General features: G+C 52.2%; 19 protein-coding genes, 1 tRNA gene and 1 pseudogene. 9 read left to right on the plus strand and 12 right to left on the minus strand.

Going from position 1 to position 20,253, the window contains the following annotated elements; translation table 11 throughout:
• Positions 1–21: 21 nt before the first annotated feature.
• The 9 genes and pseudogenes from ACYJL1_RS11055 to ACYJL1_RS11095 all read right to left on the minus strand — a co-directional run bounded on the left by ACYJL1_RS11055 (position 22) and on the right by ACYJL1_RS11095 (position 9,692).
• Positions 22–1,442, minus strand: a pseudogene (locus ACYJL1_RS11055) (ISNCY family transposase).
• A 282-nt stretch (positions 1,443–1,724) separates the two neighbouring features.
• Positions 1,725–2,195: a YbaK/EbsC family protein gene (locus tag ACYJL1_RS11060; protein ID WP_460895455.1), complete on the minus strand. Its 471-nt coding sequence runs from the start codon at positions 2,193–2,195 to the stop codon at positions 1,725–1,727.
• Complete coding sequence (locus ACYJL1_RS11065) at positions 2,192–2,998, minus strand: MBL fold metallo-hydrolase (RefSeq protein WP_460895456.1); 807 nt, start codon at positions 2,996–2,998, stop codon at positions 2,192–2,194. Before ACYJL1_RS11065 ends, ACYJL1_RS11060 begins: the two co-directional genes overlap by 4 nt.
• Complete coding sequence (locus ACYJL1_RS11070; RefSeq protein ID WP_460895457.1) at positions 2,991–3,779, minus strand: TatD family hydrolase; 789 nt, start codon at positions 3,777–3,779, stop codon at positions 2,991–2,993. Before ACYJL1_RS11070 ends, ACYJL1_RS11065 begins: the two co-directional genes overlap by 8 nt.
• Before the next feature lie 4 nt (positions 3,780–3,783).
• Entirely contained in the window at positions 3,784–5,331 is a 1,548-nt protein-coding gene (metG, locus tag ACYJL1_RS11075; RefSeq protein WP_460895458.1) for a methionine--tRNA ligase, read from the minus strand.
• 109 nt (positions 5,332–5,440) lie between these two features.
• On the minus strand, positions 5,441–6,493 hold the full coding sequence (locus ACYJL1_RS11080; RefSeq protein WP_460895459.1) for a DNA polymerase III subunit delta': 1,053 nt from the start codon (positions 6,491–6,493) through the stop codon (positions 5,441–5,443).
• Entirely contained in the window at positions 6,490–7,200 is a 711-nt protein-coding gene (tmk, locus tag ACYJL1_RS11085) for a dTMP kinase (protein ID WP_460895460.1), read from the minus strand. Before tmk ends, ACYJL1_RS11080 begins: the two co-directional genes overlap by 4 nt.
• A gap of 46 nt (positions 7,201–7,246) precedes the next feature.
• Positions 7,247–8,473 (minus strand): D-alanyl-D-alanine carboxypeptidase family protein, encoded by a 1,227-nt coding sequence (locus ACYJL1_RS11090; RefSeq protein ID WP_460895461.1) that lies wholly within the window; start codon positions 8,471–8,473, stop codon positions 7,247–7,249.
• Complete coding sequence (locus tag ACYJL1_RS11095; RefSeq protein WP_460898016.1) at positions 8,442–9,692, minus strand: septal ring lytic transglycosylase RlpA family protein; 1,251 nt, start codon at positions 9,690–9,692, stop codon at positions 8,442–8,444. The genes ACYJL1_RS11090 and ACYJL1_RS11095 overlap by 32 nt, the downstream gene beginning before the upstream one ends.
• A gap of 338 nt (positions 9,693–10,030) precedes the next feature.
• Between ACYJL1_RS11095 and ACYJL1_RS11100 the strand changes: the two genes are divergently transcribed.
• Together ACYJL1_RS11100 and ACYJL1_RS11105 are read left to right on the plus strand one after the other, a co-directional pair.
• Positions 10,031–10,285 (plus strand): hypothetical protein, encoded by a 255-nt coding sequence (locus tag ACYJL1_RS11100; protein ID WP_460895462.1) that lies wholly within the window; start codon positions 10,031–10,033, stop codon positions 10,283–10,285.
• A gap of 358 nt (positions 10,286–10,643) precedes the next feature.
• Positions 10,644–10,733 (plus strand) — tRNA-Ser (locus ACYJL1_RS11105).
• Positions 10,734–10,919: 186 nt separating this feature from the next.
• Here ACYJL1_RS11105 and ACYJL1_RS11110 read toward each other — a convergent pair.
• Together ACYJL1_RS11110 and ACYJL1_RS11115 are read right to left on the minus strand one after the other, a co-directional pair.
• Positions 10,920–12,104 (minus strand): hypothetical protein, encoded by a 1,185-nt coding sequence (locus ACYJL1_RS11110; RefSeq protein ID WP_460895463.1) that lies wholly within the window; start codon positions 12,102–12,104, stop codon positions 10,920–10,922.
• Between the two features lie 471 nt (positions 12,105–12,575).
• Positions 12,576–13,448, minus strand: a complete 873-nt coding sequence (locus ACYJL1_RS11115) for a DUF3313 domain-containing protein (protein WP_460895464.1) — start codon at positions 13,446–13,448, stop codon at positions 12,576–12,578.
• A 543-nt stretch (positions 13,449–13,991) separates the two neighbouring features.
• On the opposite strand from ACYJL1_RS11115, the gene ACYJL1_RS11120 reads away from it, so the two are divergent.
• The 5 genes from ACYJL1_RS11120 (at position 13,992) to ACYJL1_RS11140 (ending at position 18,486) form a co-directional block, all read left to right on the plus strand.
• Positions 13,992–14,426, plus strand: a complete 435-nt coding sequence (locus tag ACYJL1_RS11120) for a BA14K family protein (protein WP_460895465.1) — start codon at positions 13,992–13,994, stop codon at positions 14,424–14,426.
• 190 nt (positions 14,427–14,616) lie between these two features.
• Positions 14,617–15,489: a lipid kinase gene (locus ACYJL1_RS11125; RefSeq protein ID WP_460895466.1), complete on the plus strand. Its 873-nt coding sequence runs from the start codon at positions 14,617–14,619 to the stop codon at positions 15,487–15,489.
• A gap of 396 nt (positions 15,490–15,885) precedes the next feature.
• Positions 15,886–17,415 (plus strand): ABC-F family ATP-binding cassette domain-containing protein, encoded by a 1,530-nt coding sequence (locus tag ACYJL1_RS11130; RefSeq protein ID WP_460895467.1) that lies wholly within the window; start codon positions 15,886–15,888, stop codon positions 17,413–17,415.
• A 110-nt stretch (positions 17,416–17,525) separates the two neighbouring features.
• Positions 17,526–18,233 carry a glutathione S-transferase N-terminal domain-containing protein gene (locus ACYJL1_RS11135; protein ID WP_460895468.1) on the plus strand — a complete coding sequence of 236 codons (708 nt, stop codon included), beginning with the start codon at positions 17,526–17,528 and terminating at the stop codon, positions 18,231–18,233.
• Between the two features lie 127 nt (positions 18,234–18,360).
• Positions 18,361–18,486 (plus strand): hypothetical protein, encoded by a 126-nt coding sequence (locus ACYJL1_RS11140; protein WP_460895469.1) that lies wholly within the window; start codon positions 18,361–18,363, stop codon positions 18,484–18,486.
• A gap of 30 nt (positions 18,487–18,516) precedes the next feature.
• On the opposite strand, the gene ACYJL1_RS11145 is transcribed toward ACYJL1_RS11140, so the two are convergent.
• Positions 18,517–18,840, minus strand: coding sequence for a hypothetical protein (locus ACYJL1_RS11145; RefSeq protein ID WP_460895470.1), 324 nt, complete (start codon positions 18,838–18,840; stop codon positions 18,517–18,519).
• A 246-nt stretch (positions 18,841–19,086) separates the two neighbouring features.
• On the opposite strand from ACYJL1_RS11145, the gene ACYJL1_RS11150 reads away from it, so the two are divergent.
• A complete protein-coding gene (locus ACYJL1_RS11150) occupies positions 19,087–19,332 on the plus strand; it encodes a hypothetical protein (protein ID WP_460895471.1) in 246 nt (81 codons plus the stop codon).
• Between the two features lie 615 nt (positions 19,333–19,947).
• The gene (locus ACYJL1_RS11155; RefSeq protein WP_460895472.1) at positions 19,948–20,106 is read left to right on the plus strand and encodes a hypothetical protein; all 159 of its coding nucleotides are present in this window, start codon (positions 19,948–19,950) and stop codon (positions 20,104–20,106) included.
• Positions 20,107–20,253 lie beyond the last annotated feature (147 nt).

Here is a 20,253-nt window from a genome sequence, read left to right on the forward strand (position 1 = left end):
TTGACAGCCGGATCCCATCCGTCATTCCGTCGCCTTCGTGCGTGCAATGGCTTGCTGCCGCCGGGCAATGACAGCGGGATCGTTCATGTAATCCGTCCGGCCGCGTGGTTTACGCTTTTGATAGCCATTGCTCTGGCTGCCGTCGGGAAGGCCAAACATATGGCTGGTCTGGCCAGTGCGGCGCGGTCCGCTCTGGCTGCGCTGGAGCGCACGGCCGGATTGCATCTCGGAAACGAAAGCCAGGACCTCGTCCAGACGCTTGTTCTCGACAACTTCCGACCGCTGCACCGAACGCAGTTTGTCGAAGGTCCTGTAGGGCAGGGTGATCCCGTCATGCATGACCTCCAGGCGACCGTCCGGGTAGTCGCACACGATGACCTTCTCACCCGCCACCCGCTTGGCAACATCCGTGGGCTCAAGGATGAACAGCACCTTGTCATAGCGTAGCGTCAGCATCTGCGACAGCTTGCGCACTTCCTTGCGGCACATGGCACCATCGAGATTCTCATGAGCGGCCAAGGGGCGATGCATGTTCTTGGGATTGCGCGGCTCCTTGCCAAAACGCGCGTTGAAATCGGCAATGAACGCAGGCGCGAAACCATTCGCCGCCTCGATCGTGCTGACATCATGCAGACGCAGTTCCTTGACCAGCCTGTCCTGCAGGGTCTGGTTGGCGCGCTCGACCCGGCCCTTGGCCTGCGGAGTGTTGGCGCAGATAATGTCGATGTTGAGTTCATGCAGCGCGCGGCCAAATTGCGTGAAGCCGCTCGTCCGGTCCAGGTTAGAAGCATGGGTCGTGCGGAAGATGCCATGCTTGTCGCTGTAAAAGGCCAGCGGCTTGCCCCAATCCTGCAGGTAGGCCTTCGCGGCATGGAAATAGTCGAACGTGTTCTCCGACCTGGCAAAGCGTAAGTGAAGGAGCTTGCCCGTCGCATCATCAATGAAAACCAAAAGCGCGCATTTGGGACCGCGATCCTCGAACCACAATGGTGCGAGCCATCAATCTGCACCAGCTCGCCGAAGCACTCACGGCGATTGCGCGGCTGATGCAAACGCTTCTTGCGTTCCCGGCGTGAGGTCCACAGACCAGCCTGCGTCATCCATTGCCGCAAGGCCTCCTTGCTGATCCCGATCCGGTGACGCTCGGCCAGCTTCTCGCAGGCAAGCGTAGGGCCGAAGTCATGATAGTGTTCACGCACGATATCCAGAACCGCATTGCGAAAGGCTTCCGGGTAACGCCGGTTGCTCGGCCGGCCGCGCTTCTTCGACACAAGCCCATCCTCACCGTCACGATCGTAAGCAGCAAGCAGGCGGTGCATATGGCTTCGGCTGATCGACAGCAACCTGGCAGCGTTGCTGACGCTCAACCGATCGTCTCTGACTTTTAGAACCGCCTCAAGGCGATGAAACTCTTTCTGGGACATCGTAACAAGACAAGGCATGGCAGCTCCACGATCAATCAGATGGATAAAACGCCAAACCTTCCTTTCCTCAAGTTCGTGTGGATCGGGGGCAGAGGCGCTGTCGCACCTCTAATTTGCCCATATGTCTCATTACTAAATTGCTGCAACACATCTAAGTCGCATAAGATAGATTATGGAACTGTGGGATATGGCGAAACCCCATATATGGCTGGCATTAGACATTTTTGCCGTCCCTGTATCGCAGTCAGAGACTGTTGGTTGAAATGTTCCCCGACTGTCGATCCCTGCGTGCCCGGCAATCTAAACTGTAATGTCGGCCACATGCGCTTTGGCGGCTGCTGCCAGTATGTGCGGTTCGCACGGAAAGACAAAATTCGTTCCACCTGCCGCTGCCCATACGATCTCAAACTGCATCAGGCTTGCATCTGCATATGCCTGAATGTCGATCAGATGTCCCAATGGCGATACGCCACCAATGGCAAAGCCGGTTTCCTTGCGTACATATTTCGGGTCGGCACGATGTAGCGGTTCGCCCGTCAGTTTCGAAGCTTTATCGAGATCAAGCTTGCGTGGCCCGGATACAAGAAACAGGTAAAGCCTATTGCTGTCTGCGCCCTGAAAAACCAATGACTTGACGATTTGCGCTACCGTCACGCCGCACTGTACCGCCGCATCTTCAGCGGTATGCGTTGAATCAGCCATCTGACGAATTTGGATATCCAGACCAGCAGCGGCAGCAGCTTGGCGGACACGTTCAACGCTCTTGCTCACAGTTCAACCTCAAATGACAGCCCGTCATAGGCAGGTTCAATATTCTCCGGCGTTTCACGAAGCACAGTTCCATAATCCAGTGGAATGTGCATGTGCGTGAAATATGCTCGACGCGGTTTTAGCTTTTTTACCCAATCCATTGATTCATAGAGTGAAAAATGACTTGGATGTGGTCTGTATTGCAATGCGTCAATGATCAAAACATCGAGGTTGAAAAGCTGTGCGGCAGTGGTATCAGGAAACGCATTGACATCGGAACAATAGGCAACATCGGCGATCCTGAACGCCAGGGAAAGAATGTCGCCATGCACTTGGGGCAATGGCAAAAATCTTATTGGTCCACCCGGCCCATCAATCTCAAAGGCTTCATGATGGATGATCTCATGCGGTCGCAAGATCGGCGGATAGCTTGAGCCTTCAGGTGTTTTGAAGCAGTAGGAAAAGCCTTCCATCAAGCGCCGTTGCGTTGTCGCATCAGCATAGATGTTCACAAGGTCGCGTCTGTCGATGACAAAGGTACGCAGGTCGTCGAGCCCGTGAATATGATCAGCATGGGCGTGCGTGTAAACAACCGCATCCAGTTTGCCATGACCAAAATCGATCATCTGCGAGCGGAAATCCGGCCCGGTATCAATAATGACCGTTGTGGTGCCATGATCGCCAATACGTTCAACAAGCATCGATGCACGACGGCGTTTGTTTTTCGGCTCGTTTGGATCGCAATTGCCCCAGTCACCATTGAGCCGTGGCACGCCAGGCGAAGACCCGCAGCCAAGAATAGTGAAGCGCAAGCGATCAGCCATGGGCTGGCCTTGGCATTTTGGTGAACAGACGGAACGCATTATCAGACGTTATATCGCCGATTTCTGCCTCGCTGACGCCGATCGTTTCGGCCAAAACAGCAGCCGTGTGGCGAACAAAACTTGGCTCATTGCGTTTGCCGCGATACGGCATCGGCGCAAGATATGGGGCATCGGTTTCGACCAAAAGCCGGTCGCGCGGTACATTTTTCGCAATCTCACGGATTTCCGGCGAGTTCCTGAAAGTCAGAATGCCGGAAAATGAGATATAGCCACCAAGTTCGACACCCACTTGTGCAAGCTGCGCACCGGACGAAAAACAATGTAGAATGAAAGGGAAGGCGCCCTTCCCTGTTTCCTCACGCAAGATCGAAATCATGTCTTCGTCGGCACTGCGTGCGTGGATGACCAATGGCAGCTGCGTTCTTCTGGAGGCTTCTATGTGCGTTCGGAAACCCTGTTCCTGTGCCGCCGGTGGCGCATAATCGTAGTGATAATCCAGCCCGGCCTCGCCAATAGCCACAACCTTTGGATGTTTTGCCAGTTCGACAAGCTCATCGACCGTAACATCCAGCTCTTCATGCGCATTGTTGGGGTGAGTGCCAACGGAAGCGTAAACGCTCTCATAGGCCTCAGCTATCGCCAAGATGCTATCAAAACGCCGAACGCGCGTGCAGATCGTCACAAGACGCTTGATATCATGATCAAGCGCCCGTTGAACGATTGCATCGCGCTCTTCGGCAAAGTCTGCGAAATCCAGATGGCAGTGACTATCAACAAGCATCAGCCTAGTCCGCTTTATCTGCTTCGACGTAGCGAGGGAAAATAGGCTGTGGTGCTGGCAGAGCGCCTCCCGGTACAAGCTTGCTTTCTGTCAGGTCAGAAAAGTTACGCTTGTCGGCCGGTACAGCCAGAATATCGAGCAGCTTTTCAGCCGAACCCGGAATGAATGGCTGGCAAAGAATACCAACGCGCCGGATCACTTCCGCCGTCACGTAAAGAACGGTTTCCATGCGAGCCGGATCGGTTTTCTTCAGTGCCCAAGGCTCCTGCCCTGCAAAATAGCGATTTGCCTCCGCCACAACACCAAAGATCGCCGCCAAGGCCTGATGCAGCGCCTGAACGCCGACAGCCTTGCGCGCGGTGTCCAATGCAGCAATTGCCTGATCGAGAATTGCTTTATCGGCATCCGTCAGCGCGCCAGGTTGCGGCACCTTGGCTTCGCAATTTTTGGCAATCATTGATAGCGAGCGCTGCGCCAGATTGCCGAGATCATTGGCAAGATCGGCATTCGTACGATTGACGATTGCTTCATGGCTGTAATTGCCGTCCTGCCCGAAAGGAATTTCGCGCAGCAGGAAATAACGCAACTGATCAAGACCGTAATGTTCCACCAGCGCAGTTGGATCAATGACATTGCCGACAGACTTCGACATTTTCTCGCCGCGGTTAAAGACAAAGCCATGCCCGAAAACCCGCTTTGGCAATTCAATGCCTGCGGACCAGAGAAACGCTGGCCAGTAAACGGAGTGGAAGCGAATGATGTCCTTGCCGATAATATGCACATCGGCTGGCCAGTAGTGCCAGAGGTCTGAATTTTCGTCCGGATAGCCGGTCGCCGTAATATAATTGGTCAGCGCGTCTACCCAAACATACATCACATGCTTTTCGTCGCCGGGAACAGGAACACCCCAGTCAAAAGTCGTGCGTGAAATGGAAAGATCTTTCAGTCCCGATTTGACGAAAGACACGACTTCGTTGCGGCGCTCATCCGGTCCGATAAAGCTTGGGTTCTCGCTGTAAAGTGCAAGCAGACGGTCCTGATAGGCTGACAGACGGAAGAAGTAACTCTCTTCTTCCAGCCACTCCACAGGCGTTCCCTGGGGACCGTAGCGCACATTGTCAGCACGAAGTTCAGTCTCTTCTTCCTGATAATAGGCTTCGTCGCGCACGGAATACCAGCCGGCATAACCGCCTTTATAAATATCGCCCGCATCTGCCATTTTCTGCCAGATTGCTTGTGAAGACTTATAGTGGCGCTCTTCTGTCGTGCGGATATAATCATCAAATGAAGCATTCAAAAGATGCCCCATGTCACGGAAAAGTTTGGCATTTCTGTCCGCAAGCTCGCGCGGGCTGATGCCCTCTTTGCGCGCCGTCTGTAGCATCTTGATGCCGTGCTCATCCGTTCCGCTCAGGAACATGACAGCCTTGCCGTCATGGCGGTTGAAGCGTGCAATAGCGTCGGTAGCAATCACCTCATAGGCGTGACCGATATGCGGGCTTCCGTTTGGATAAGCGATGGCAGTCGTAATGTAGAATTTTTCGCGGCTCATGGGTACCTGACTCTGTCTCTTCTTTCCGCTTCTTGGGAAAAGTTGACATAACGCAAGTCAGACGTGATTGCCATAGGTGAGCTGGTCACCTGTCATGCCTTCGATGACCCTAGTTGAAAGCCCGCTGACTACGCTCCAGAAAAATCAACACGGTCTGTTTGCGATCAAGATTGAACGCAGCAGCGTCCCTCGCCTCGTTTTGCATATCCTGCCATAGCAATGACCAGCGATTGGCTTCGTGGGCATTGCCCTGCTCGGCTGCAAGACGCGCATTTGTAGCAATCCGGGCCAGCAGATCATCAAGAAAAAGATCATACTGAATCTCCGCATCGCGGCCCGATAGGGCTGTTGCCAGAGCGTGAGCCTTTGGCACGTCGAACACACGTTTTGCCAGAATGCTGTCAACTGCAGCAGAGATTTCGAGTCCGCCAAAGGCAAGCAACAGCGCGGCCTTGCGTACACTTCCATCCGCATGAGCCATGAGCTGATCAGCATCGGCCAGCGTTTGGGTATCGAGATTGATCGCCTGCAATGCGGCTGACAAATCCTCTTTCGCCAAGGGTTCAAAGCGAATCGATTGGCAGCGTGAACGAATTGTCGGCAATAGCCGCCCCGATGAATGCGATATCAAAATGAAGAGTGTTCGCTTGGGTGGTTCTTCAAGAGTTTTCAATAAGGCATTGGCAGCATTACGATTCATGTCGTCCGCTGGATCGATGATTACAATGCGCCATGCGCCATCATGGGAGGTACGGTTGAGGAAATGCCCGACACGCCGAATTTCCTCAACCGGGATTCCAGTCTTGAATTTTCCACCTTTCGAGTCGAATGGCCTGCTTATATGAAGAATGGAAAGATGTGTTCCGGTAGCAATTTGTCTGTAGGGTGCGCCGCTGAAATCGGGCGCCGCAAGAGTCAGTGGCGCGTCTTCGGGCCGGGGATGTTTCAGCATATGTCCCGCCAGATGAAACGCCAGCGTCGCCTTGCCAACACCTGGAGGACCTTCAAGAAGCAAGGCGTGGTGCATCTGGCCGGACTGATAGGCTTGCGCCAAAAAAGAACGTATACCCGCATGGCCAAACAATGCAGGATTTGCCGAAGGTGCGGGAACACCGTCTATCGCGTCATGGGTTGCGGGTACATCCAGGACAGGATCGCTCACTTTGCCACCTTAACTGTTTGAGTATCTTTGAGCTTGTTTGTGGCCCTTACCTCATCAACATGGGCGGCGATCTCGGCTGATATTACATCGATGGGCCGATCCGCAGCGACAACTTTGCACCGATTCGGCTCTGCATTGGCGATAGCAAGATAGGCCTCACGCCGTTTGGCATGTAATTCCACCGTCTCTTTTTCAAAGCGGTCCGCCACATCCGTGCCGCGTCGCGCATTGGCGCGTTGAAGACCGGTTTCCGCAGGCAGATCGAGAATGATCGTCAGGTCCGGCATGAGGCCATTAATGGCGGTCCGTTCAATGGCGCGCATAAGCTGAGGGTCCAAATTGCCCGTAACGCCCTGATAGACACGGCTTGAATCAATATACCGATCGCACAGCACCGTGCGACCCGACTTTAGCGCCGGACGAATAAGCTGTTCCACATGGTCATTTCTCGCAGCAGCGAACAAGATCGCTTCCATGGCAGGCCCTAATGATTCTGCCGCACCGCTCAGGATAACATGGCGGGCTGCTTCTGCACCGGGCGTGCCTCCAGGTTCGCGTGTTACGAGGACGTCCTCGCCCATGGAACGCAAATACTCGCTCAACCGCGCAATCTGGGTGGACTTGCCAGCGCCCTCGCCGCCTTCAAAAGTAATGAACAATCCCTGCACGCCTTGATCTCTTCGTTGCTGGCACGCACCAAAAAACATGCACCAAGGCATGTCTACTGATATTCAGCGGCAATTGCCAAGAAGTTTAAAAACTCAATCGACGCATCCAGCCGGTCGTCAGCTCAAACATTGCATTTAACGAGCGCTCTGTAAGATCGCCGCTTTCTATGGCCTCCGCCGTATAGACTGGCGTTTCCTGCACGAGTGTATCGCCAATCCAGATACGCAAGGTGCCAACCTTTTGATCCGCTTCGAGTGGCGCCACCAATGGCCCATTATAGACCACATGCGCCTTTAGACGGTCGCGATTCGCCACCGGGACAAGTATGCTCACCTTTTCATGGGCTTTCAGTGGAATACCGGATTTTGCGCCGCCAAAAACACTGGCCAAGCCAACAGACTCGCCCGCTGCAAAAATATCGACTTCCTCGAACGCCTGATAAGCCCATTCGAAAATGCGTTTGGCTTCCTCAGCGCGCTCCCTGTCTGTCGAAAGGCCACTTAATGCAACAATGTAACGCCGACCGTTGCGCTCAGCAGCGCCAACAATTCCGTAGCCTGATTGCTCGGTATAACCGGTACCCATGCCATCAGCGCCAATATCCAGCCTCAGTAACGGATTGCGGTTGCGCTGGAAAATATTGTTCCAGGTAAAATTGTCCTGCGCATAGGTTTTGTAATATTCCGGATATTCTTGTCTGATATGCCGCGCCAGCTTCACCAGATCGGTCAGCGACACACGCTGTTTGGGGTCTGGCAGTCCGGTGGAATTGACAAATGTCGAAGCAGTCAAGCCAATTTCCTTGGCGCGGGCATTCATCAACTCGGCAAACTTTGCCTCCGAGCCTGCAATTCCTTCTGCAAGAATGATACAACCATCATTGGCTGACTGCACGATAACGCCTTGTATCAGGTCGCCGACGGTAAGTTGCGATTTAATCTTGGCGAACATGGTTGAGCCGCCGGATGGCGCACCGCCTGTGCGCCAGGCATTTTCGCTGACCGTATATTGTGTGGATTGCGAAATGTTCCCGTTTTTCAACGCATGGAACACCACCTCCATGGTCATGAGCTTTGCCAAAGCTGCAGGCTCAATCAGAGTATCGGGTGATTTGGCAAAAAGAATTGTGCCTGTCTGGTCTTCGACCATCAGGGCCTGTTTGGCTTTCGTGTCGAACAGACCCTCCTGAGCATGGGCAGCTAGAGGGGCAAATACAAAACCAACGCTCAAAGCACACAGACGAATATGCTTTGCCAGATAAACAAGTGCCTTTTCCGGATCAGCGACCATCATCGCGAACAACAAACGCATCTGTTGCGCCAGCCGTCCAGGCCGCCTGCAACAACGCATCGGTTTGCTTTGCAGTATCAGCCTTCGCAGCGAGCGCAATGCGAGCACCGGTTGGGCTGGCTATCTCAGAAAGCTTTATCTTGCCGAGTGGCGCCAGCGTGCCCATCAAGCGTGCAGCTTCTTCCTTGCTGGCAAAGAGGCCGATATCAACATACTCACCTTGGAATGCGCTTTGCGCGGCACTCATTGATTTCCAGGCTGTCGTGACGGCTTCTGGTGACAGAACCATTTCCGTTGCTGCAACTGGCGCATGTGCCATTTCTATGCGCTCACTGGCATAGGAATTGACGAAAGGCGACGATGCAGGCCTTTTGCTCTTATACGAGCCTATGAGCACAGTGGGTTTGTCGGCGATGAACGGACCAATTGAAGGCAGGATCGGATCAATATCGGCGTTGAAAGACAGGCCCGTCTCGTCGACCAGACTTTGCTGCGGCATTGCCAATTGATTGGCCTGCTCGCCCAGAGAAATTGGCTGTGTTCCAAGGCTTGCAACCTGAATACCTGCAGGTTCAGGACGCATCATGCCGGGGACAAGCGTCTGTTTTCTTCCCGTTGGCGTGGTGCCATTCATCGCGATCATGACGCCGGATGCCGGTTGTCCCCAAGGATCGGGTGCACCGGGTCCGCGATAAGATGCCATGAGAAAACGATCATCGTCGCCGTTTAGCGGTGCACGGCCAACATATTCAACCTTCACATCGGCTGTACCTGCGTGCTGATAGTCGAGCATCGTGGCAGCACGTTGCGACAGATCAATCACACGGTTGCCGTGATATGGCCCACGATCATTGACACGAACGATAACCGAAGCGCCATTGTCCAGATTGGTGACACGTGCATAGCTTGGCAGCGGCATTGTCGGGTGTGCTGCGGAGAGTTGAGCTGTGTCATAGACTTCGCCATTGGCAGTCAAGCGCCCATGAAAGGCTGAGCCATACCATGATGCCCTGCCCTTGCGGACATAGCCCGGCTCTTCCTTTGGGTAATACCACTTGCCCGCAACCTGATAGGGGCGCCCGACCTGATCACGGCCACCGCCCCGGCTAATCTTTCCGCCCTTCCAAACGCGTGGGCTTGCCTTCACGCCATATTTGGATTCGGCAAAATACTCCTTGCTATGGGATTTTTTGGCTGTCTTTGCCTTTGGCGAGGCGCAGGCAGTCATGAGAACGCCCATGGCGACAACGCCCGCAATGCGAGTGACATCGGAAACTCGGAAGGTTTTGGCTTTTGGCAATGCAAACCACCGGCCTGCACGGCCGTCCCCACAATTTTACATCCAGACATAGATACCAGATTGAAACATCTTCGCAAAGCCGAGACATGGAACCGGATTTGTACGACCTCCATCAATGTCATCCAGAGGTTGATACGTTATTAACAAATGTTTTGCTTGATCTGTTAGAGCGGAGTTCACTCCGGTTTACCTCGCCAAATGGTTCGATGCTCTTGAACCAGCGCGCCAGTCTCCCAATATTAATCAGCGGGGCGGCGATAATTGGGAGGTGCATGCAAATGCCATTTACCAAGCGCGATTCAAATTATGATGAGACCGAATGGAGAATGATGGAGCTTGCTTATGTGCGGGCGTGCGAAATTCTTCGGGTTGATCACAAGTTCTATGCGTATCGCAACGACCTTGCTCGCCATGTGATGAAGTTGTTCAACTCGGGAATTCGGGAAACAGAGCTTCTGGCCAAGGCAGCTGCAGAAAGCGACAGAAACCTTTTAGCTGAGTTTGAAACAGAAAATTCATCGACTGCGAATTAATTATTGGAACCAATTCTCTTGTCGCGAGTTTATTAATATCAGGACAGCATCGAACAAGTTTCGAAAAGCATCCTGATAGAGGCCCAGTATCGTCCATGAATCAAATCATGCGGCAATCTGGGCCTCACTGTTGTATGGGGTTGGCTTCATCCGAAGGCCGGAAACCCGAGCATTAACAGGCGCTTTTTATCTTTATTCACACCTTAAACAGGCAAGACAGATAGTCGCTGCAGAACAGGTTGACGCGGCAATTCGAAAGGCTATAAAGGCCTCCGAATAACATTCGGTAGCAAAGCGATTACAAATTGTTTTTCCCGAAATGATCCTGAACCAGGTCATCAAGTGTTTTCAAAAGGTTGGAGGGGTGGCCGAGCGGTTTAAGGCACCGGTCTTGAAAACCGGCGTAGGTGAGAGCCTACCGTGGGTTCGAATCCCACCCCCTCCGCCAGTTGCCGCCGATTGCCCGCTATGGCGCGATATTAAAGCCTATCACAAGGCACTATACCAAGCGGCATAGAAATCCGCCGAATCTACGCGACAGCCAGATATGTCTTAATCAGGGTTACAAACGGATTTAGCGGAATAACGGCGGAGCAGGATGCAACCATGTTTCTGAAAGAAAACTCGGCAAAGATTATTGGCTCCGATTTTTGGAAGGCTTCTCGGGCAAAGGCTCCAACTCATCTTCAGCCCGCAGACCATTCAGCCATTGCGCGATTTGCTGAAGTCGCCCCACGACATGTGTTCGTGCCATATCGGCTGCGAGAACGGCATTCCTGAAATCATTGGCAGTCCACACTTCAGCGGCGGGAGCGTAGACATCCATAGGATTGTCGGAGGTCATGTTAAACGCTTCGATTCTAGCAGGGTTGTTTTGTCGTGCCACTACCATTTCGAGGATGGATTTTGCGTCTGTCTCGGACAGCCTTGAGCCCCCATCCCCGGCTACGATCCGCATCAGAATTTGCGTTTCCTCTTCGATAGGTTGATGGCCTAAAAGCTGCGAGAACGCTGCGTGACCAGTTAGTCTGTCCTTCGGATCAGCAAGAAGCAGTGCATTAGGTAATGCCGGACATTCACCCCATATATGGTGGGCGAAGGCGTTGCGTATATTGTAAACAGGTTTTGAAAATTTGTACGCCCAGTCGATTGTCTCCGATACCCGCGGGCGGCTGGTCTCCTTTGCAACCGACCGGATGTAGTGTGCTCTTTGCTTGTCACCTTTAATCACTGCGAATGCAGTCCCAATTGCGAACAAAGACTCGCTTCCGTGCTGGCTCACCGCGGTGCGCAACATCTCCAGGTCAAGCGAGGAAATAGCGCCGATAACATGTGCGACATCTGCGCCGAATTCGGGGAATCTCTCAAATGGCGAAGCTGTTTCGCTGAAGTAGACCCCTACTGGCATCTCTCCAAGGACAAAGCGCTTAGGGATTTTAATTTCATGGCTATTAGCCGTGGTTTCATAGTTCTTCTGTTTAGACAACTTGGCGGCGACGGCTAAGCGAAGTTCTTCTTGATCCTCATCCGGACCTTCATAGGGCGGAAGTTCAACCGGACCATCGGCAGAAAGCGTAATAGGATCCGGAAATCGTGTCGCGCGAGGAGCAGGCGAACCATGTGGAAGAATTATAGTGACTGACCAACCATCTTCTAGTGCTTCTGGTCGACCAACTATCCACTGGCTGTCACCTAAGGATTCATCATATGTGGAAGGATCGAATAATTCTCCGTTGACAAGCAGAGTATCTCCGCGCTTTTCAATGTGCAGCCGATCATCCCGCCGTTGTGGCGAAAGCTTAACTTTAAAGGTGGTCATTGTTTTTCTTCAATCACTCCAACGTTGCCATTTGGCTCGGGACAGCAACAGGACGGTGGGCCATTCAGGCGCTGTGGTCAAATTGGGGCTAACTTGTCCGCTAGAAGTACCCTTTCGCGCGCGATGCGAATAACTGCTTCATCTCGAACAATAGGCACATCATGGCGATCGAGGAATTGACGTTCCCTCCCCATATCGATCACGCTCGTAGCGAATGTTAGAATCAATACGACCAGCAGTAAGTCCGTCATTCTAGCGGAGTTTACGAATTTGACATTTTCGTGGGAGTTTGCGGTTGGCCGGAAGCAAATGTCAAGCACTCCACTAGCGCACTACCCTTGCCAAACGCGAGAACTTCCTCGCTGCATTCCATGGACCTCATCAATGATGATGCGGAACGGGCGGCTGACGCCGGAATAGCGTTCATGCGACCGGGCCGCTTGCCACAAGGCTACCACTGCACAAAGAATTTCATTCGCTCAATGGCAGAACTGATCTGTCGGACCAAGATGGTGGCATGGCGAGTTGCGAGCCAGCAAAGTCCTTCAACCCGGGCGCGCGACCGAATCTTTCGCAAGCCTGATATTTGTGTTTGCCGCCAAGGTTTGACTTGAGTTTTTGATAGGTAGGAAGCTTCGGGAGCCCCTTGAAGGGAGTCTTGCCGGTTACGAGCATTTTGGAAAAGTCATTGCCGAAGTTTGTTGCCAGAGAATAGGCATCACCCACTGGGGAAATCCGCGCATTGCTCGTGATGGAATTGGCACCCTTCGCCCACATCATGGCTCCGATCTGTTCTCCGTATCTGGTTGTTGCTTCGGCTTCGACAGCAAGCCCGCCCAAGCCGAGCGGCAGTCTTGGAACCGGAACAGGAGACACGAAACCGACCCCGAACGAAGTCGCAGCCGATACACCTGCAATTGTGGGATTGGTCGGCACGATGCTTGTGACAGTTGCGTGAACGACAATATCCGCGCTGTCTCGATCATTTATTACGACGAGCCGATCGCTGACACCTATACAAAGAGCGCGGCTGATCGCATTTGCCACCAGAGCCTGATCCGAAGGCTTTATTGAAGACTGTGCAGCGGTAGCCGAAACCGCCGTCGGTTCTATGTAGACGGTCTTACTTAAACTGAGATCCTGAGATACTGCCTTGTATTTTGCCTTTCTTGTCAGCCCATCGGCTGATGTCAGACCATCATAAGATGTCAGTGTGTTGGCCTGGTTCAGTGGCACCGAAGCGCAACCGCCTACCATGGACGCCAGCAAAAATGGAAAAATCACGGGGCCGATTGGTCTGTGTCTTCGCCAACGTCCAGCAATAATAAGTCGGGATTGTATCATTTCGTTCTCCGGTCTGTGTGGAATTGCCGTGGCAGCTCTAATTTTGCTGGTTGCGTGACAGGCAGAGTTCAGCCATTCGTTGAAACTGGTTGCGTTTCAAACTTCATGCAGCTTGCAAGAAAAAACACTTGAAGGACGGCCGTCGGTCGGTGGACATTTATAAATTTACGCCGAGTGACTGCTTTAACAAAAGAAATCACTGTTTCTTACAAGGTATAAAGTGAATTTTTGCAAAATACTTCTCCAGATATACAATTGTGTTCAGCTATATATCGCTTGTAAATCATGAAACACTTCCCTTTAATCCGAGTCTGAAATAGTAATACCTATTTCGTAATTGATTTGGATTTAGTGTTGTTAAGATATGTTGCGTGGTGCGCCATTATGCGCAAACGAACGGAACTTTTTCGATGTGGTGTGAAAAGACTTTGCACCAACAATGGATTCGTGAAGATAAATAAACAGCTGCCGTGAATAATGTTATATTCATCCGATATTCATCTGGAACAGGTCATTCTGCACTTCTCATCAGGAGAAATAGCTATGAAAAAAATAGTTTCTGGAATCTTCGCAGGCGCTTTAAGTTTGGCGATGGGCATCACGTCCATCCTGCCGGCATCGGCGGCGCCGTTTGTACCTGCCCCGCTTGAAATCAAATCGAGCGTCGAACAGGTTCAGTATCGTCATCGACATGACAGGCGTTGGCGCGGCCATCATTGGCGGGGGCATCGCGGTTATCGCCACCACCGTCCAGGCTATCGCCGCCATAATAATGGCTGGTGGTATCCACTGGCGGCCTTCGGTGCAGGTGCGATCATCGGCGGTGCAATTGCCAATCAGCCGCGCCGGGTTGCGCCGGCGCGCGGCAGCGCACATGTGCGTTGGTGCTATAACAAATATCGTTCGTACCGGTCATGGGATAATAGCTATCAGCCCTATAATGGGCCACGTGCCCAGTGTTATTCACCCTATAATTGATCGTGATACATGCATGAGAGAGGCGGCTTTTCGGAGCCGCCTTTTTCTTTGATGGTTAGAAATGCGTTCGGCCATCACATGTGTTGAATAAAGCCCCTGCCCGCCACATATGCTGACAACTGCCGGAAAATGACCAGAATCATATTGGCAGGTGTAATTGATGAATTTAATTCCCAATCTGGAGACCGGTTTGACAGCGAAAAGAGCTTTGGTTCTGGTGAACCCTTATGCACGCCGTGGTAAGGCTGGCATTGTTCAAGTCCGGCAATTGCTGGATCAGGCTGACATTGATATCGTCGAAGATGCGCCCAGCCGCGGCCAACCGCTTTCCGACCTTATTCACAAACATGCTGAGAACGTTGATCTTGTGATTGTCGGAGGCGGTGACGGGTCGCTGAACGATTGCGCCAAGGCTTTGCTTGCAACGGGTCTTCCACTCGGCGTCCTGCCGCTTGGCACCGCCAATGACTTTGCCCGTACAATCGGCATTCCATTGGATATTCCCGCCGCGATCAACAATGTTGTTAAAGGGAAAACGACGCTTGTCGATCTTGGCGACGCCAATGGATTTCCATTTTTCAATGTTGCCAGCATCGGTTTCAGCGCGGATCTGGCCATGTCACTGACGGAAAAAGCCAAGAAATACTGGGGCAAACTAGGTTACGGCCTTGTTGCTGCGCGGCTTCTGGCAGACTCCCGCCTTTTTACAGCAACGCTTGAACATGATGGGATAAGCGAAGAACTGAGTACTTTGCAGATCGCGGTTGGCAATGGCAGGCATTATGGTGGCGGCATGACTGTTCATGAGGACGCAACAGCAACCGATGGACTGCTCGACTTTTACAGTCTCGAAGTTGATCACTGGTGGCGTTTGCTTACTCTTCTGCCAAGCCTGCGAAAAGGCACTCATGGCCAATGGAATGATGTGCGGGCCTTCTCAACCAAGGATTTGACAATTCGCACACACAAACCACGCCCCGTCAATCTTGACGGTGAGCTGAAAACGGAAACGCCGGTTCGCTTTACAATTCGGGAAAAGGCGGTTGCTGTTTTTGTGCCCTGATGGAAGGCGAGGACTACGCTTGCATTGCGCTGAAGGATGAACCGATTGCGTTCTGCAAAAAGCAGTGTTACCCATGCGTCGAACACTGAATACTTTGTTTTACGCAGTTTCGAACTTTCTTCGGAATTGCTCTATCAAGAAAGGAGGGCTGCACATGAACGGACCATTTCACCAGCATCGTCAGCGCGGCCCCGTCTACGCCCTGCAATTGCGTTTGCAGGGCTGACCGGAAATCTCTTTCAATTTCATATCCTGGTCTGCCCTTCGTGGAGCGCAGCGTCCGACCTGAAATTCAGGCGCGCTGCCAATCGATAATCACCGAGTAATCGTGGGGAACACCCCGTCATAGGTTCGCATCAAGGATGCAGAATCTGCTCGGCAGACCAGAGAATGAACATGACTTTGATCAACGTCAGAAACCTCGGCATCACCCTTGGTGCGCCACTCTTCTCCAATCTTAATCTTGCCATCGCAAATGGCGACCGCCTGGGTATCGTCGCGGCCAACGGGCGGGGTAAGTCCACTCTCCTGCGCAGCCTTGCAGGCGATCTTGAGCCAACAACCGGAGACATAACCCGCATGCGGGGGCTGCGGGTCGGCAATGTCGAGCAGGCCATGCCCGAAACGCTTATGAACAAGACTTTTTACGAGGTTGTGCGTCTCGCCCTGCCCGCTGACCAGATCGATAGTGAGAGCTGGCGGGTTGATATTGTACTCGATCCGCTTGACGTGCCGGAGGATCTTCGCCAGCGCGCTCTGGCAAAGCTCAGCGGAGGCTGGCAAAGGCTGGCCATGCTTGCCCGCATTTGGGTGACCGAGCCGGATGTGTTGCTACTTGATGAGCCGACAAATCATCTTGATCTTTCCAAAATCAATCAGCTGGAGCGATGGATCAATGATTTGCCGCGTGATGTTCCGCTTGTCATATGCAGTCATGACCGCGCATTTCTCGATGCGACGACAAATCGGACGCTGTTTCTTCGACCTGAGAATTCGCACACTTTCTCGCTGCCCTATAGCCCTGCCCGCCGGGCTTTGGATAAAATTGATGCATCGGAAGCGCGGCGATTCCAGCGCGACATGAAAGTTGCACAGCAATTGCGCCAGCAGGCTGTAAAGCTCAATAATATCGCGATTAATTCGGGCAGTGATCTCCTGACAGTCAAGACCAAGCAGCTCAAGCAAAGGGCGGAGCGGCTGGAAGGCGCCGCCAGGCCAGCGCATCACGAGCGCTCGTCGGGTTCAATCAAGCTCACCAATAGCGGCACGCACGCAAAGGTTCTGGTAACGCTGGATGAGGCAGCCGTCGCAACGCCTGATGGCACGCTCCTGTTCAACACGGGAAAACGCTGGATATGTCAGGGCGACCGTATTGTCCTTCTGGGATTGAATGGTACTGGAAAGTCACGCCTCGTCGATATGATCCGCAAATCAATCATCGAACCGGCAATATCCCCGGCAACGGTAAAAGCCACACCGTCTCTTGTTCTGGGCTATGGCGATCAGGCATTGTCAGACCTTCCCGATCGTTCAACGCCGTTCGATACAATCAGCCGGCGGTTTGATATTGGCGATCAGCGGGTTCGTACGCTTCTTGCTGGTGCCGGCATCGGAATCGACATTCAAAACAAGCCAAACGGCGTCCTCTCGGGCGGGCAAAAAGCCCGGCTTGGAATGCTGGTTCTACGACTGTCAAATCCGAACTTTTATCTTCTGGATGAGCCAACAAATCATATGGATATTGACGGTCAGGAAGCATTGGAAAATGAACTGATGGCGCATGAGGCAAGCTGTCTGGTTGTCTCGCATGATCGCAGCTTCGTTCGGGCAATAGGCAATCGCTTTTGGCTCATTGAGAAACGTCGACTGGTCGAGGTCGAAGGGCCGGAAGAGTTTTTCGCGTCCTTCGCCCAGAGTACCCGATAAAGCAAAGCCGTTCTGGCGAAAATCAAATTCGCCAGAACACTTTAACATATGATCATGCTAGTTTTCTGCGAGTCGCACAAACGCCAGAACAGGTTCTCAAGGAATATCAAATGACTGATTTATCGTCCTTTCCCATCACCAAGAAATGGCCGGCGCAGTATCCTGATCGCTTGCAGCTTTATTCCTTTGCCACGCCGAATGGCGTGAAGGTTTCCATCGCTTTGGAAGAACTTGGCCTCGCCTATGAAGCCCACACAGTCAATATCGGGGCCAATGAGACATGGACACCGGAATTCCTGTCGTTAAACCCAAACGGAAAAATTCCGGCGATTATCGATCCGAATGGTCCCGGCGGTAAGCCACTTGCCTTATTTGAATCGGGCGCAATCCTGTTTTATCTCGCCGAAAAGACCGGCAAGTTATTGCCTGCTGATCCGGCAAAGCGCTACGAAACCATCCAATGGGTATTCTTCCAGATGGCAGCAATCGGGCCGATGTTTGGTCAGGTCGGTTTTTTCTATAAGTTTGCTGGCCGTGAATATGAAGATAAGCGGCCGCTTGAACGCTACCGCGCTGAATCGCAACGTCTGCTTGGTGTTTTGGAAACCCGCCTTGAAGGGCGTGAATGGATTATGGGCGATGAATATACAATTGCTGATATTTCCCTGCTTGGCTGGGTGCGAAACCTGATCGGCTTTTATGGAGCCCGCGAGATCGTCGCGTTCGACACGCTCAAGAATGTTCCGGCATGGCTTGAGCGTGGCCTGGCTCGGCCCGCCGTGCAACGTGGTTTGGACATCCCCAAACGTCCGGCATAACAGCTCAAAAATCAGGCAGTGTTGAAACTGTTTGCATTGAGAGGCGTTATCTTACTACCATAAATAATCTGAGGCCGGGACCGTTGATAATCCCGGCGTCCTGGCCCATCCCGAAAGGATCGGATTCTTGGTAGTAGATGATTTTGATGAAGACGACGAAGATGCTTGGGCTGTTCACAATTCCCAAGGTTGGTATCTCGCAATATTCGGTGTCGGTGTCGCCCTCGCAACCTTGATCGTCTATCTTTGCTGAATCGCCGATAGCAATTCAGTAGGTGTATGATTAATCAAGCACCGCACGCGCATTTTCCAATGCGCGCATTGCTGCAAACAGAATTTCCTTGTCGCGCTGATGAGCTTCAAATAACTCTACAAATGCCGGATTGCTAATTTCATGCGGTCGTGGCGCAGATTTTGCCCGTAAAAGGCTCTGATCTGCAGCAATCTTGGCAAGTGCAACCTGATGCTTGGCGGCGTCGATACGAGAAAGTGCCTGGCGCATTTTGGTATTGGTATTCGTGCGTATTGCCGACCCTGACAACACAGATGCCAGAAGCTTTTCGCCGACCACCGCCGGATTTTCACTTGGAACGACTCGTCCGTTCATCTTGACTACGCTTTCTGTCCACGATTCAATTTTCGGCCAGTATAAGCATGGGTTCATGACAGCAGAACGATGGGTCGATTAAATTCTAAGACAATTGGGGTAGGCAATTCCTGATTTTGACCAAGTTGTGGAATTCAATTGCAGTTATCGTGCAAAGCCCCTTGTCAGCACGAACTGATTTGACTGTATGGGCTTATTCAGTTGTAATTGCCGCCATTGGTTACGCATGGACTGCAGGAGTAGAGTATGGACCGCTATGAAACCTTCGCGACGTGGATATTTATTGTCTTCGGTGCGCTCATCATTGGCGGTTTGATGGCTTTTGCTATTGCTACCGGTGACAAGCCGGCCTTTATTTTTGCGCTTGCCGCTGCCTGCAGCGCTTTTTTCCTTGGTTTTGCGGTTATTTTTGACCGCCCGCGGCTTTACGGGCTGATCCTGTTTATATCATTTGTAATGATCGCCGGTTCAGTGACGAAAATTGTTACCTGAGCAGGCTCGTATCTCAGCCTTAACGACTGACCCTGCTTTTGCACAGTGTGACAGGCACCTCATGCGAACATTGATTGCCTGAAGCCCTGCAAAACCAATCAGAACCAAACATGCGGATCGTTGGTGATTTTTTTCGCCTCGCGGGCATTCATCGCAAATTTTGTTCGATAATGCAGAGCCTTAAGTAATCTCTATCGTTTCAATCGTGTATCAAATGCTGCATATTGCCTCCATCTTAACGTGAGACTGCTGCATGGCTCTAATCGACACCACCTCCTGCGCAACGCCCCCGGGTAAAAGGCAACAATTCATTCGCGTGAATCGTCTTGGCGTGATTGTCGTGTTCGTCAGTGCTGTGGTCTTTCACTTGGCAGTGATTTTCAATCTCTTGCCGTCAGCGTGAAAACCCATTCGTTATTTTTTGCCAAGGCTGGAACGAATTTTCGGCGGATGCATTTTGCATATACTGGTTCCCCAAACCAGTTTTGGCTAAACCCACAAGCCAATAGCCCAATCCTCTCGCCCCTGAGGGTTGGGCTTTTCTTTTGGGGACAGTAGGAGCAATGTGGGGAACACGTTCCCACAGGTCAAATTTCAGTGATTTTGGAGGAGAAGATGTCGCTCGAAAACGCCAGACAGGCAATTGAAGCTGCAATTCACAGTGGCGACTTTAAAAGTATGGGCGTTGCAGTTTTTAAGGCCATCAATGCTTTGGAAGAAAGAATTAAAGCATTGGAAGAAGAAAATGAAAAGTTGAAAGCGCGATTGAAATAATACGTGCTTAAGCTGATTATTGAATCTGTCGGCAATTGTGTTAAAATGCGTATAAGTTGAGTGTAGCGGTGTCTTGAGCCTGAGCCGCACTGAAACGATGCGCGATATATTTATCCAGAGTCCAGTTTGTTAGAGCCGAATCAAGCC

This window comes from Phyllobacterium sp. K27 (assembly GCF_054796155.1).